This window comes from Paenibacillus sp. IITD108 (assembly GCF_036541265.1).
Classification (GTDB): domain Bacteria; phylum Bacillota; class Bacilli; order Paenibacillales; family Paenibacillaceae; genus Pristimantibacillus.
Genome location: NZ_JAZHCT010000002.1, coordinates 56,587 through 71,980 on the forward strand (window position 1 = coordinate 56,587; position 15,394 = coordinate 71,980).

8 protein-coding genes are annotated in these 15,394 nt (G+C 43.8%); 1 reads left to right on the forward strand and 7 read right to left on the reverse strand.

From position 1 onward, the window contains the following. Positions 1-36: 36 nt before the first annotated feature. The 7 genes from V1L65_RS01950 to V1L65_RS01980 form a co-directional block, all read right to left on the reverse strand. A complete protein-coding gene (locus V1L65_RS01950) occupies positions 37-1,686 on the reverse strand; it encodes a hypothetical protein (RefSeq protein WP_331697380.1) in 1,650 nt (549 codons plus the stop codon). A gap of 342 nt (positions 1,687-2,028) precedes the next feature. Further along, a complete protein-coding gene (locus V1L65_RS01955; protein WP_331697381.1) occupies positions 2,029-2,385 on the reverse strand; it encodes a nucleotide excision repair endonuclease in 357 nt (118 codons plus the stop codon). 196 nt (positions 2,386-2,581) lie between these two features. Then, a complete protein-coding gene (locus V1L65_RS01960; RefSeq protein WP_331697382.1) occupies positions 2,582-4,867 on the reverse strand; it encodes an AraC family transcriptional regulator in 2,286 nt (761 codons plus the stop codon). Positions 4,868-5,011: 144 nt separating this feature from the next. Continuing rightward, positions 5,012-5,890, reverse strand: coding sequence for a carbohydrate ABC transporter permease (locus V1L65_RS01965; protein WP_331697383.1), 879 nt, complete (start codon positions 5,888-5,890; stop codon positions 5,012-5,014). A 15-nt stretch (positions 5,891-5,905) separates the two neighbouring features. Continuing rightward, positions 5,906-6,814, reverse strand: coding sequence for an ABC transporter permease (locus V1L65_RS01970; RefSeq protein WP_331697384.1), 909 nt, complete (start codon positions 6,812-6,814; stop codon positions 5,906-5,908). Positions 6,815-6,904: 90 nt separating this feature from the next. Beyond that, on the reverse strand, positions 6,905-8,557 hold the full coding sequence (locus tag V1L65_RS01975; protein WP_331697385.1) for an extracellular solute-binding protein: 1,653 nt from the start codon (positions 8,555-8,557) through the stop codon (positions 6,905-6,907). Between the two features lie 492 nt (positions 8,558-9,049). Further along, positions 9,050-14,167 carry a polysaccharide lyase family 8 super-sandwich domain-containing protein gene (locus tag V1L65_RS01980; RefSeq protein ID WP_331697386.1) on the reverse strand — a complete coding sequence of 1,706 codons (5,118 nt, stop codon included), beginning with the start codon at positions 14,165-14,167 and terminating at the stop codon, positions 9,050-9,052. A 416-nt stretch (positions 14,168-14,583) separates the two neighbouring features. Between V1L65_RS01980 and V1L65_RS01985 the strand changes: the two genes are divergently transcribed. After that, entirely contained in the window at positions 14,584-15,375 is a 792-nt protein-coding gene (locus V1L65_RS01985; protein WP_331697387.1) for a DMT family transporter, read from the forward strand. The last annotated feature ends 19 nt before the right edge of the window (positions 15,376-15,394 follow it).

Consider the following 15,394-nt stretch of genomic DNA (forward strand, 5'->3'; position numbering starts at 1 on the left):
TGAAGTTGGCAATAGCGCTGCACCTATCGTGATTCATCAATCAAGGTCTACATTTTCAAACGTTACCTTACATAATGATTCAAGATAAGGATATTCTTCCCATTTCAATCCCTTATTTCTTCCGGAAACCAGAATATCTTTGAATTTCATGCTTAACGGAAATTGAATAGTTCTGCCGCCTGCTGTGTCCAATGACGGGTGATAAACAAGCCGCATATCAGAATCATCTGAAGGCTCCGACGTGTAGTCAATAATGAAATCTTCAATTTTAATCGTCCTGCTGTAAACAATATCATATCCGTAATATTTGTCTTCATGGTCGAATGACAATATCGATTTATGATCCTCCGTCTCGGCAACTCTTAATTTGCAATTTCGAATTCGAATATCGCCGTCCCAGCGCGACCCATAGTCTCTTCTCAATTGAATAAACGTATTGCCATATACCGTTGTATTCTCCACAAATAAATCTCCGCCGCCTGTAACAGTTATACCCTTCAAGCCAATTGTGCTGTCTCTAACATAAAGATTATGACAGTGAAAGTGAACATCTATTCGATTGATACGACACGACTCTACTCTGAAGTTCTTAATCAAGTTAGTGCCTACAACTCCCCAATGGATATGACTGCCTTCTGCAATAACATTTTTCAAAAGCAGATTAAGCACACGTTCTCCATGAATACCATAGGTTCCGTGAGGAACATTCAACGAGCCGCCTCTCCTGCATTCGGAAGGAATCATTCTGATATTCTCCAGCGTAATGTCCGCGCATTTGTAAATCCCGTAAAAGCCCTTCCTCGGATCCATCGAAATATCGCTGCATCCCGGCTCCAAGCCTACGTACTGATTTCTTATCGTGGTACGACTACGCATAATCTGAAACCCCGCCCACTTATACTGGCCGCCATCACCGCTGTTATTACCAGTTAAGAAGAAGGATCCTCCCTGTATCACTAGATAATTAGGATCGCATGGGATCAATTCCAAATGAGTAATATCACCAAAATCCCATGTAATCTCGCCAAGTATGCGTCCATGCTCTTCCACGTAGAAGAAATCTTCCATTGCCCATGACTTCTGAATATCTCCACTCCGATGTCCGACCCGACAATGATCATCTCGTACAATAACAATATGATTGGCGAATTCCTTTAGCTCCGGTATGATATATTGTCCCTTTCTCAAATAAGGTAATAGTTGCATCTGGCGTGAACGCTCCAGTTCAATCGCCGGTTTCTCCCCACTCACTAGAAACCTAGAAGCATCCGTACGATTAAAAGCCTCATCGATATGAAAAACAGACATTCCCCAATCTACGCCCGTTTGTATTTCAATGTCATAAGTGTCTTTAATCCAGTATTCACCGCTAGGATTGATGATAGGCAGCTTTTTTGCATTAGCGAAAGCATGGGCTTTCTTAATCGCAATCCCATCATCAAATATTCCGTTGTTCTTGGTTCCGAAAACCTTATAATAAACTCTATCCTGAACGATGAGATGAGCTTGGAACTCTCCAGGAACCGGGATGACGCTTCCCATATCCACAGCTAAGGAGGTCTTCTGAATAATATACTCGGCGCCGCCTCCATCTCCAATTTCATAATAACCAAGCGTACGTACTACATTGCCTTCTCCTAATGATAGAGTCATGAGCTCGTTAATGTTCTTTACCGTTCTGTACATAGGTTCCTCCTCAAAATGATACATTTATAGAGATGTCGATTCATTGTGGATAGGGCACCAAGCAATAGAAAGGGGTGCCACTGCGATCAAGATTGGGATCAAGGCCGCGTATTCATTGTATTAATGCTACTGTATAAACCGCAATAATCATTCCTTTTCCTTATCGCAAAAAATGATTACTGTATGAAAACAATGATAAAAAAATCGGCAGAAGATGCCCTCCCGCCGAAGAAAAAAAATACCCTTTGTGCTGCCGCTCCCTATATTTCAATTTCCTAACAATAAAAAAAGAAACCTGTGCAGGTTTCTATTGGAGTTCATTCACAATATGATTGTAGCTAATTATCTGAAGAAAACTTTGTCTTCGTTATACTTGGCCTTAAGCTTGTTAATGATATATGTCTCATAAATTTCCCTATGAACAGGATCTTCTACGATAAATACTTCTATTTTTGCCACTTTGTCTCTGTGCATTTTAATTGGGGATACGGAATCCTCAAAATGTTTCTTTATTCTAGGTCTTAGTTTTCTTGCTTTACCTACGAACATTAATTCATCCTTGTCGTTGTAAAACATAAATATACCGCCGAACTCTCTCGAAATCAGATGAAATTCAGTAAATCCGTAAATATTGCTTTCTGTGGGATTCACTTTTTTGAAGATGGTGACATCCGGTGTTGGTACAGTGATTAGTATCACGAAGATTCACTTCCTCTTTCCATATAGGTGTTTATGCTATCACATATTTATGAAAAAAGGCAAGTGAATCGTGCACAAGGTAAGCGCCAATTCATTGCGATTTAGTCAACAAGCAACTGAAAGGAATAGCACTGCGTGCAAGTTTGGGCTTCCACCGCTGGTTGCCCACAATGAATCTACAGCCTCCACAGTATGCCTAACCTACTCGGCTTTTTCTGAATTGGCCGGGCGTGATGCCTTCATACTTCTTGAAGACACGCAGTAAAGACTGGCTGTTGGCAAAGCCGCATTGTTCGGCAATCGCTTGAATCGGTTCATCCGTATCCATCAAAAGCTGCTTGGTCTTTTCTACCCTGCGTTGATTGACAAAATCAATAAAGTTTTCGCCTGTCTGTTCCTTGAAGAAGCGTGACAAATAGGTCGGGTTAATGTCGAACTCAAGTCCGATGCTCGTCAAGCTTATGTTCAGATCACTAAGATTATCTAATACATACTCGACGATACGACTCTTCAGGTCCGTGTTATGACTTTTCTTCTTCTGCTGCAAGTAATCGCAAATGGTTTTCAAGAAGCTGAGGATAGCCTCTTCCATTTCGGCCATCGTCTCACAGTTGGTAATATGCGTAACAAGCTCAGACTTCACATCCATAATCTCGCGCGTGCCAAGCTGAAATTGCTCAACAGCTCTAAGCATCGTACCGAGGAGCTCAAACATAAGCAGCTTGCCCATTTGAAGCGACAGCGTTCCCTCTGCGAAATTAGCAATAAGCACCTTCTGCAAAATTTCAGCCGCTTCCTCATAATCACCGGAGCCAATCCAGTTAATAATTTGCCGTTCCAGATCAAGCGGGTAATAAAACTCATTTTTGGGCTGCTTGATCGCATCATACGCTATAACCTGATTGGAGCCCAGCACCAGCTTGTATTCCAATGACTCTTTCGCCTCGTCATAGCATTTCGGTATAGACGACCATAATGGATGAATGGAGCTTACCCCTACAGAAAAGCGCACAAAAAATCTTTCTTCGATAAATTGTTTAGCCTGTGAAGTGATATCAAGCAGCTGCTTCTTCGCTTCCTTCTCGTTGCCTTCCGTATTCACCAAGCAGGCAATCATACCGTCAATTTCAGTAAAATAAACATCATGATGATCAGCTAATAGCTCGCCGAATATATTCGTAATGATCAAATATACAAATTGGTATTTCTTCTCCGCGTCTAAACCTTGATTCGTCTGGAACAAGGGAGAAAAGTCTTCAATCTGCACAAGCAATACTGCAAAACGATCGGTCTTAAATTGCAGATCATGTGCTTCTATAGCATGGGACAATGCGGAAGCCGTGTCTACCCTGCCCTTAAGCAAGCGAGTAAGGAACTGGTTGCGCAGCACAACTCGCTGTTCTTCCAGCTTCTTGTTGGCCTCATCCTGAATAGCTGCGCTTTCTGTCATAAAGGATTGCAATATAGCAAATTCATTCGGCATGGATTTCAAGTTCGTTTTCACTTTGGAGGAGACAAAGTCCATCATATTTTTGATAGGCGCATAGTTTTTACGCGTCATCCAAAAGGCAATAAATCCGCCGATGCCTAAGCATAATACAATGGAAAGATAGATTAAAGTCTTGAGCATCGTAACTTCCGCCAAATAAACCTGCTCCGGTATTACTGAAATATACGTCCACTCTGTCTCACTCGACTTTACATACGAAATCGCTGCATTATCGCCCTTGATCGACTCAATAAGAAACCCTCTTTGTCCGGTCATTTGCGCTAACGGCAACGCTGCCAAATCCGTTTTTGTTCCTGTCGTCATCACAATATGTCCATCGGAATCAAGTACATAGACAGCTCCGTCATTGGCTAACCCGATTTGTGAAATTGCCGAAGTGAAGCGCTCCTCGTTAAGCATCACGACTAACGTTCCCGAAGATTGCTCCATCTCCTGCAGCGGCAGAGACTGCACATAAACTAAGGCGCCATTCGTTCGAGCCGTTGCTGGATTGGATGCTGCAGCATCTGAGACATTCGCGGATGCTACTGCTGTTGGCTTTTCCGCAGATGCTGTTGCCGCTCCAACTGTATCCTCATTTAAAGAAAGAAAGGTGCCCGGGTTTCCTTGTCTAACCCAATCCTGCCAGTTTTCAAAGCTAATGCCTAACGTTTTATGCAGGGTGGTGTACAAATCATCCGCTGGCATGTAGGTCGTCGTTGTAATGGCATAATCATTTTGCTTCATATAGATATAGGCATCATGAATATTCCCGTTGGCAAAGGTGTACGCCCTAAGAACAGAGATGATATTCATATTTTTGAATCTAGCTTCAGCTGTATCATACGTGTCACGATTCAAATGAACCGTTATTGTGGGATCGAACGAAAGCTGTGTGCCAAGACGCCGAATATCCGTAACCTGGTTATCTATAAATTGCTGTACCTGATCAAGCAGCGTATCATTCGATTTGCGTACCTCCTTGATCAGCATGTTTTGTGATTGCAACAAAACGATCAAGGTGATTAGAATTGGAATACTTAGTACAAATAAATACGAATATAGCCAAAACTTAAAAACCTTTCGTTTCATAGTAATCATTCACCACCTGAGCTAGGGTCGACATCTTAGCAGCAGCTACTCTTTTACCGCACCAATCATTACGCCCTTAGCGAAGAAACGTTGCAAGAACGGATAGATTAATAGGATAGGCAGCGTAGCCACTATTATTGTAGCATATTTGATGCTTTCTCTAATTCCTTCTTGATCCGCCATAGCGTCTCCTAATTGCATCGAATTCGTATCATTGATAATTAGTATTTCGCGCAAAATAATTTGCAGCGGAAACAGCTCTCGGCTGCGAATAAACAGCATGGCATTAAACCATGAGTTCCAATGAGCAACGCCATAATATAGAATCATAACGGCGATAACCGGCATGGATAACGGCACTACAATGCGGAACAGAATGCCGAATTCCCCTGAGCCGTCTATTTTGGCAGATTCGATTAAGCTTTCCGGCAGCGCCTCGAAGGAGGTGCGCATAATAATAAGATTCCATGTACTGACTGCTACAGGGATAATAAGCGCCAGCAGGTTGTTGCCCATTTGCAGCCAATTATTAATAAGTAGATAAGTAGGAATCAATCCGCCGCTAAAATACATCGTAAAAATAATAGCAAGCATTATAGGTTTGCGCAGCATGAATTTTCTGGATAATCCATAAGCGCCAAGCGCCGTAAATAGCAAGTTAACGAACGTTCCGGCAAAAAGAACAATAAACGTATTCAAATATCCGCTGAATATATTAGGATTTTTCAACACGCGCATATAAGCTTCCAGGCTAAAGCCAAGCGGCGCAAGCAATGGTCCCTGGTGTGCAATCAAACGATTCGAATCACTCAAGGATGCCATTACAACATGATAGATCGGATATAAAGTGACTACTATGAGCAATAGCATTAAAATCGTATTAAAAAAAGTAAAGATGCGGTCTGCACCTGTTGTTTCCTTCATCGCAAAAATCCTCCTCTACCAAAGCTTGCTCCCGGATACGCGGCGAGAGAACCAGTTGGCGCTAATAAGCAGTGCTAGGTTAATAACCGCTTGGAATAAGCCCACCGCGGAAGTAAAGCTGTAATCCTGCCCTTCTGCAATCCCTTTTCGATAAACAAAGGAAGAAATAATATCTGCTGTTTCATAGGTATTTGGATTATACAGCAAAATAACCTTTTCAAAGCCGATATCCATCAAGCCGCCGATTCGCAGAATGAGCAAAATCATAATAATCGGAACTAGGCTTGGCAGCGTAATGCTCCACATTTGCCTAAATCTCCCTGCTCCATCCACTTTAGCCGCCTCATACAAATCAGGATTGATTCCACTAATCGCCGCCAAAAAGATAATGGACGACCAGCCTAGCTCCTGCCATATGCCTGAGGCTACATAAATTGTTCGGAAATTAGCAGCATCGGATAATAACGTAGTTCGCTGACCTCCGAAAAATTCAATAATGGCGCTAATAAAGCCTTCACGGTTGGTGAAATCAAGAATGAGTCCGCAAATAACGACCAAAGAAATAAAGTGCGGCAAGTACGTAACGGTTTGAACGACACTCTTAAACAGCTTCATCCGAATTTCATTCAACAATATCGCCAAAATGATGGGAGCAGGAAAACCGAATACTAGTGAATAAATGCTAAGCAGCAAGGTATTGCGTAAAACACGCCAAAAATAAACGCTGTCAAAAAAGGTTTGGAAGTTTTTAAAGCCTACCCAGTCGCTGCCCCAAATTCCTTTTGGAATGCTAAAATCTTTAAATGCGATAATTGAACCGTACATAGGCAAATATTTAAATACGAAATAATACAATACGACCGGCAGCACCATCAAATAAATCGCCTTATTTTGCACTAAATCTTTTTTCAATTTTTTTAACATGGGCCTACTCTCACTTCCCGTACTATCTAATGACCAGAACATCAAGTCATTGAAGGAATTGGCGGAGGGGGTGCCCTCCGCCACTAGCTGTTAACGGTTTTGGAAACGATCAAAAGCTGCTTGCTGAATTTCGATCGCACGATCAATACCCATCTTCTTAAATTGCTCCAAGGCTTGGTCGAAGCTTTCAACCTTCGCTGTTCCCATAATGATTTTAGTAACGACTTCATCACGATACGTATTAATATCTGTCATAATTTTTCCGTATTCAGATGCTTCCTCAGGCGTCAATGCGATTGGCGGCAGCAATACGGAAGCCGCATTATGGGAATATTGCGCAAATACTTTAACTGCATCCTTCTGTGCATCAAGCGCATAGTACTGGTCATTGTAACGGTCATCATCAACACCAGGGAATGGATAGTTGGCAATAAAGTACTTCGCCATTGCTTGACCTACCGGCAGTTTGTCCGGATTGTTCATAATAAGATCTGTGTATACCGGCTGGCCATCTACCATGTTGTATGTGGTTCCTTCAATTCCAAAGTTTTTCAGCAGCGAGCCTTCTTCACTGAGCAGATAATCAAGCGCCTTAATCGCAGCTTCAGGGTTTTTAATTTTACTGGAAAGAAGTGCGCCTGTATTGCTGTAATCCCAGCCTGTTTCAGTAAATTTAGGCTCATCGCCTTTATTAAGCACAGGATACTGCACGCCTTTCAGCATAGCGTCAGGATTTGACTGCTGCATAGCAGGAAGCCATGAACCGATACTTCCCCCAATATATCCAAATGTCGCTGCCGCTTTGCCTGAAGTCATTTTTGCTTCCTTGGCTGCGTTATCATTTGATGCATAATCCGGATCAATCAACCCATCCTTATACCATTGCTGCATGCGTGCCAAGTAATCCTTAAAGCCAGGCTGAAGCGGTCCATATTGCACTTGCTTGCCTTCCAAATAAAAATCTTTGCCAATGCCATATGCGCCAATGAAATCCATCGAGCTGCTGGAGCCTAGCAGCGTTCCTTTTTCAGACGTGTATGGGAAAATTCCTTTTGCCTCTTTAATTTTGCGGAGTACATTTTCCCACTCATCGACCGTTTCCGGAGCTTCAAGATTCAATTCCTTCAACCAATCCTCACGGATCATTTGACCGGAGAACGTTTTGTATTTACCGTGATCGCCGATCTTTAGATTTGGAAATACATAAATATCGCCATTATCCGCTTTAATCTGCTTTGCAATTAGCGGGTTTTCATCCAGTATTTTTTTCAAATTTGGCGCATGCTGGTCGATCAGATCATTCAGCTTCATAATAACGCCATCTTGGTACAGCTTAGCTGGACCACCTTGGAAGTTGCTCATATGCCAAATGATAAGGTCAGGATAAGAGCCAGAAGCTACCATTACACCAAACTGCTGCTGTGCATCTGCATTCGTTCCAGTCGGATGCTCGAACTTAAACTTTACGTTTGTTTTCTTTTCCCATTCCTGTACCATTGCCACATCGCTTAGGCTCTGCACCACAGCTTGAGCATTCGGGTTAAGCGGATGCCACACTGTCAAATTGGCCGGTCCTGATGACTGGTTGGAATCTTTAGAACCGCCATTGTTTGTTGCCGGATTGCCTGTGTTGTTTTTCGAGCCTTCATTGGCATTGTTCTTGCCACACGCAGCAGCCAAACTGCTTGCCAGCAACAAAACCATTAGTACAGCTATTACTTTCTTTGAAAATAATGACTTCATACCGTACTCCCCTTTTCATATCGTTCGATTTGCCTGCTATTCAATGCTTGTGTCGATGCTTGCCGCGATCAGCTGCATCTTAGATTCCATACTAGAAGACGCGCGGCGAGCTGTATATTTTGAACATTTGAAATCGTATACATTTCTGCAGAAACGGTCATTCGCATTTCTTTACTTCATTCATTTTTCTTGAGAAAACGCGTTAATTTCCTCGGTTAGGCTGCCGTTTGAGACTGTCGATTAATTGTAGATAGTGCAACAAGCAATAAAAAGGGGTGCCACTAACGATCAAGATTGGGATTCCGACCGCTGTTGTGATCCAATTTTTTTGATGAAATAACCTCTGTAAAGGATCAAATTGGCCTACAAAGGCGGACGCTGCCGCTTCTCCATTCCCAATCTTGCTCTTCGTTCCCCCTTTCTTTTTGCTTGCCAATAGTTGCCCGCAATTAATCGACACCCACTGTAGAGTCGCTATTTGTGAATAAATGCTCATTTGGTCTTATCAGAGATTTCTAAAAACCTCCAAATCAGCATAGCGCTTTCTGCTCTCGTGCCTTGTCCAGCCGGGTGGAACAAGCCATCTCCACGCCCTTGTATGAAGCCAAGCTTCTGAGCATGTCCAATAGCTGTGCCTGCCCACTGCGGAACCTGCTGCGTATCCTTAAAGTCAGGCATCACTGTCTTATCCAGCTTCTGCTTCGTCTTATACTCGTATGCCCTAACCAGCATAGCAGCCATCTCTTGGCGTGTAATTGCCGCATCCGGTTTAAAATGCGCATTGCCTGTTCCTTGCACAATGCCAGCCTGTACCGCAAGGGCAATCTCATGGGAATGCCAATCAGTGGCGAGTACATCGGTAAAGCTGATTTCAGCTGCCTGCGGTATATTCAGCATTCTTACAAGCAGCGCGGTAAATTCTGCGCGTGTGACCGAGCGCTCCGGCTGAAACCTGTCTATGGATACGCCTTGAATTAGCTGTTTAGCAGCCAGCTGCTTCACTACCGCTGCTGCCCAGTGCGAATCGGCAATATCGGAAAACTTCTTCTCAAAAGATAATGCGATATACTCTCCCGGCTGGTTTACTTCAGCCTGCAGATTACCGCCTATCCATTTGCCGCCGACATATTCCAACTCGCCTTGTTCAGTAATCCGATATACAGCTGTTAACTGACGGTCCATTGCCTCTGCTGTTTCAAAAAAGATAATAATCGGCGACGTAAAGCTTGCTATTTCCGTTATTTGACCGTCTTTTTCGATCCAGGCAGCTTTTACAAGGATCGGAGCTGCCGCTGACGTAATGGCCGCATATAGCCGCTTCGCTTCCGCTGACTGTATATTTTCCCAAGTGTTATTGTTTGCATTTTCAATTGTCAAAGAAACCTTGTCGGCCTTTCCTGTTCCACTTTTGCTCCATTGAGATAACCATCCTGCAGGAAGCATCATTTGTACATTAGGCGCTTGTATCATTAAATCTTGTTTGTCTAATCCCGCTGCATGATCTAATTCCACATCGATTCGCTCAACCGCATCATCGATCTCCAGAAGCAGCTTGCCTTCCGCTAGCTTCGCCCGCTCCAGCAACTCTTTTGTTATAACAAGCTGACCCGGCTGTAGCGAAGGCTCGCTTGGCACTGAAGGTATAATCGGCGGATACGGTGATTCTTTTGTTTTTACTTGTACACTAATCTGTTTCGTAAGCGCGCCATATTTAATTGTAATAACAGTATTTCCGGGCGCGTGCGTCTGCAGCATACCCGCAGTCGTAATAGAAGCTACAGCGTCATTGCTGCTCTCGTAGCTTAATCCTTCTGTCAGTATCGTTCGTGAGTCATTGCTGAAACGGCCGATAACCGCTACTGCCGCCGATTCACCAGCCAACAAAGTAGACGGAGCCGTTACTAAAAGCTCCTCCATTACCGGCTCAACCTTCTTAAGCTTCACTTCCAAATAGGACGTATAAATACCATTCTCATTTTCCTTGCTGCGTATGTCAGCGCTGAGATCTGTTGTCAGCTGCTTGAGTGCCAAGCTGATTGGCTGCGTCAAGTCTGTCATAGTTTTTACAGCCTCTGTCACATCGAATGCCCGCCACTTTTGCTCCGTTGTAAAAGCAATGCGGTCTGCCAACTGGCCAAAGGCCGGCTTTGTATCCCATGTAACCGTATGCTCATCCCAATTGTGATCTGTCTTATATACGCCAATATCCGAGGAGCCGCCGCGACTGTCATTAATTCGGCTATAGACAAACAGCTTGACTGTATCGACCGCATCCATATCCGTTAGCTCGCTAATGTCATACTTCAATAATACTTCGCGCAAATAATTGCCCTGTCCGTTTTTAATATTTAAATAACCCACAGAACCGAAATTTTTATTCGCGGAATCACCAGCATTGACATAAGCATCTTCGCTTACAGAAATTTTAATAGCAGGCTCTTCCTCTTCAAGAGGCACATTGTTATCTTGTTTGTATGAAAGCTTAATCGTATGGCTTGTCCCAACCGATCCGGCTGTATGAACCTCCAGCTTTAAATAAGGAGACGATTGAACGATGCGTACCGTATCATCCTTGCTAATAAGACCAGTAACCTCTTTTCCAAGCTCAAGCAGAATCTTGTCCTGCTTCTGAGTAGGATCGGCAATCGATAAAGTCAATTGATTTCCTTTTTCCTGTATGATTACCGATGCAGGCTGTGCTGTACGCACATAATCATGCTGCGCCGCAGCAAAGAAGTTATACGCTGTAATGCCGAGCGCCTTTTCCTTCACTGCATGCAATTGATTAGTCATGCTCACGATTTCCACATCTGGCGATATGCTGTATTGTTTCGTTGCCTGCGTATCCTTATTCGGCAGCAAAACATAAGCATAGCTTTCATTATGCGGGTTTTTTCCATGCTCGAATGCCAAGCTGACGTAATTTTTCGTACGGCGGTCTGCAGCCTGTCCATCATTGATTTCCTGCCAGGAGCCTTCACGCTGCTCGCGCTTCAGCTTGATTGCCGCGGCTTCGGACGTTTCCGGGAAGTAGTACCCAACGTCGCTGCCTGCCGCATTACCTGTCAAATGCGCCCAGCGTACAGCATCTTTAGTTTCCTCCCAAGCATTAGCGGTCAAATCCTGTACCTGATCATCTACTGTAAAGCGATTGCTGGCATCATCTTTTATTTTACGGTTATCGATAATCGTTTCTACTTCTCTGCCATCGCCACCGGTAATACCTGAACCGAGCGCGACTATTTCGTTATCAAACATAAACCAGGATTTCTTGCCTTCAAGCGAGCTGCCTGTACTGCCCTTCAATGAGAAATCCATACCAACCGCACTGTACAGCTGCTCTAGTGATGACCCGCCAACCCATTCGCGCGGATTATAATAGGAAGCCCAGGCAACAGGCGCTTTGTAGGAGCCATCCGTCGTTGTTCCTGCCAAACGGTAAGCGTCCACAGTCGGCCAAAAATCATCGCGGTACTGTAATAAATCATCATTATAAAGGTAGGTCATCCCCATACCGGTGTACCATCCCTTTTTATTCTCACCATTCCCATATTCAAAGGCCGAAATGCGATTCGAGAACATGCTGACGCCAAAGCTGTAGTTGTCCATAGCATGAATCGCACGATCCATTCCTGCATACACACGACTGCGCACCAGTTCACCGCGGCGTTCTATTGCAGGATCATTCATAATCGCTTTCAATCGAACAATATCAAAAATAGACATCGTACTGTAGTAATCCTCGCTTTGCAAGGCGTAGCTGACCCATTCTTTTACCATGCGTTTCATAGCCAGCGACATCGAATCCGGAGCAGATTCCGCAAGGCGCATAATACTTAGAATCGTCCCCTTGGCACTGCCTGCGGCTTCGCGCGATATACCGCGTCCATTGACCATATCAAGCATTAATCCTTTATAAATAACCGGCTCATAAGTCTGAAAAATCCATTCAAACACATGATTGACCTGCGGATCTGAAATTTCCCAAGGGCTGTCTTTGAGCACATACATCATGTCAGCTGTGTTCGTCAGCCATACTGAACCGTAACCGCCTGTATAAGCGATATTCGTATGCTGTACAAGCGAGCCGTCCTCATATACGCCGTCCCCCGCTTTTACATAGGCGTACTCTGGACCAATAGCGGTTGAACCTTGAATGACCTTGAAGACGGATTTCCCTACAATTCCTCTAATCGTTACCGCAATCGCCTTATCCAGCAGGTTGGCGCCTGTTTCTTGATAATTGCCCAGAGACTTTCTCTTCGTAGGATCAGGAACAAAGCGATCGATTGCCGCTATGTAACGCTCAAGCTGCTCTGCAGTCAGCTCGTCGTACATCAGCACCATAATATCGCCCAGCACTTTTGGCGTTCCAATCTCCCAATCGTACCAGTTGTTATATATAGCTGGAATCCGCTCATTGTATCGTTTATCGTACATCCAGTCCAAACCGGATATAATCGCATCCTTTAACTGCTCATTCTTATAAAGAGGTGACTCCTTATAGGAGTACACCAATGCCATCAGTTTCAATCGGCTATAAGAATTTGTAATATGTGCCGATACCGTCGTACTTCCATAATCATCCCATAGGTAGGTTCTTGACGGTGACGTATCAAGCCTATCCCATACGCCCTCTTGCTCACCATTCGTTACCCGCGCTACATTTTCCATCATTGCGGCATGCATCTCATGATCATTAGAATCGTACAGATCATTGCCTGTCAGCTTATTAAACCAGTGCAGACGAAACTGATCCATCATTTGCTCCTTTTCAGGCGATTCTACAACAACCGTGCGTTCCGCGAACAGCCCTGTCTCTGCCGACGAGACTCGAATCGTCGCCGAGCCAGCGCGCAGCGTTTGAATGACGCCTTGTTGATCTAATTCCACAATGGATGAGTCCGATGAAGTCCATTCAAGCGGTGATTCAGTCACATCAATATGCTGGTATTCAGCCTTAAGCGTATACTGCTCATTCGGCTTTGCCGTTATATTCGATTGATCCAGCCATAGCTTAGGCGCTTTATAAGGAACTAATGAAGCATCATCCACCCATACGGTCCCTTCTCCTGTCTCCAGCATAAATTCTACACGCAATATATTGACATTGGCAGGCGCTTCCGCAATCAGCTCTACAAGCTGCCAATCGTTTGTGCCTGTCAGCTTTTGTGATGGGCCGTTCGAATCCTTTACATTATCCTTATAATAGTAGCTTCGGAACACTAATCCATTGTTTGATACTTGATCTGTCTTAATCCACGCACTCAATTTATAGGTCTCGCCTGCATGGATCGGCACCCCATTATCTACAGAAACATTCGTTCTTGCTGTACTGACTGGGTGTGTAATTTTGAGCGACTGATTGTCACCATACTTCGTCCCCTTATCTACGGAAACGACTCCTCCTGACGTAGCAAACCAAATCCCCCAGCCTGCAGCTCCTTCGCCATTTAACCAAGCCGCATTAGCAGTTATTTGCTCAAATCCCGGATTAGGAATGACGTTTTCCGTTATTTCAGCGGCATGTACAACCTTCACTGTCGAAGATTGGTGAAAAAAGCTAACCAACAATGTTACAACGACTAATAGACTTACTTTACTTCGCATATAATCCCCCCGTTTACACTTGATACTATTGAAGCGCTTACAAAAGTTGCAGGCGACTTCTAAGCTACATAATAGTAAGCGGTTATTCTCCTTGTATATATTTAACAATCGCCTGACTATTCATATCTTAATAATGACTAATCTTTTCTTTACTTTGCATTCACAGAAATTGAGAATGCCATGATTATTGCTATAAACTAATTTCTATATTTGCAAGATTAAAAATCTTCTTTGACTTACGCCATTTTAATATTGTGTAAACAAAGCATAGCGTGTTATATTGTATTTGGTTGTTTTTAATTGTTTTTGTGTGGTTTTTTCTCTTTCTTTATTTCATCAAAGGAGTGTGACTTCTCATCCTTGTACTATCTTTAATTCTTGTATTATGCTCCGGCCTCGCGCATGCCGTCTGGAATTTGTTTGCCAAACAAAGTACAGACAAAGCCGTATTTCTATGGGCCATCTATGCACCTGCAACAATTGTGCTGGCGCCGCTCCTTGTTTCCGAGCTGCTCGCAGCCTCTTATAGTCCCAAAGAATGGGCATTGCTGGGAGCATCCCTAGTTATGCAGAGCCTGTATGCCGCGTTGTTAAGCTACACGTATACGGCAGGAGATTTATCTCAGGTTTATCCGATTATGAGAGGGACACCGACACTGCTGACACCGACGTTCGGCGTTTTATTGTTAGGTGAAGCCTTGCCTGTATGGGGCTGGGTCGGAATACTTTGCATGCTTGCGGGCTTTTTCATAATGCTTGGACCAATTTCGGCCTTTGCTAACAATCGGGCAGCATTAAAACCAATACTGCTTGCCGTTTCTGTAGGCTTATGTATTACAACCTACACGATCATTGATAAAGCAAATCTTCAATTTATTTCACCGCTCGCCTTGCTGGAAGTAACCAATATCGGCTTTTTGCTCGGTTTGACACCATCTGTGCTGCAGCGTAATCGACTCAAGCAGGTTATACGCAAACATAGCAATATTATTTGGCTAGGCGCGATTCTATCGCCAGGCTCCTATTTTCTTTTCCTATTGGCAGCGCAAAACTCAGCCGTATCCATGGTGGCGCCTCTTCGTGAGGTAGGCATTGTATTTGGCACGTTTCTTGGGCTGATTGTTTTGAAGGAATCTCAAGGCTTACGTAGAATAACAGCATCAATAGCTGTAGTTATCGGTATAATTATCATCGCTTCTTTCACATAACTTTTATTTCAAGGATAAA

Excerpts from the sequence above, each read along its gene's own strand:
- V1L65_RS01950 (WP_331697380.1), bottom strand. The coding sequence starts at position 1,686 with ATGTACAGAACGGTAAAGAACATTAACGAGCTCATGACTCTATCATTA.
- V1L65_RS01980 (WP_331697386.1), bottom strand. The coding sequence starts at position 14,167 with ATGCGAAGTAAAGTAAGTCTATTAGTCGTTGTAACATTGTTGGTTAGC.
- V1L65_RS01970 (WP_331697384.1), bottom strand. The coding sequence starts at position 6,814 with ATGTTAAAAAAATTGAAAAAAGATTTAGTGCAAAATAAGGCGATTTAT.
- V1L65_RS01975 (WP_331697385.1), bottom strand. The coding sequence starts at position 8,557 with ATGAAGTCATTATTTTCAAAGAAAGTAATAGCTGTACTAATGGTTTTG.
- V1L65_RS01960 (WP_331697382.1), bottom strand. The coding sequence starts at position 4,867 with ATGCTGATCAAGGAGGTACGCAAATCGAATGATACGCTGCTTGATCAG.
- V1L65_RS01965 (WP_331697383.1), bottom strand. The coding sequence starts at position 5,890 with ATGAAGGAAACAACAGGTGCAGACCGCATCTTTACTTTTTTTAATACG.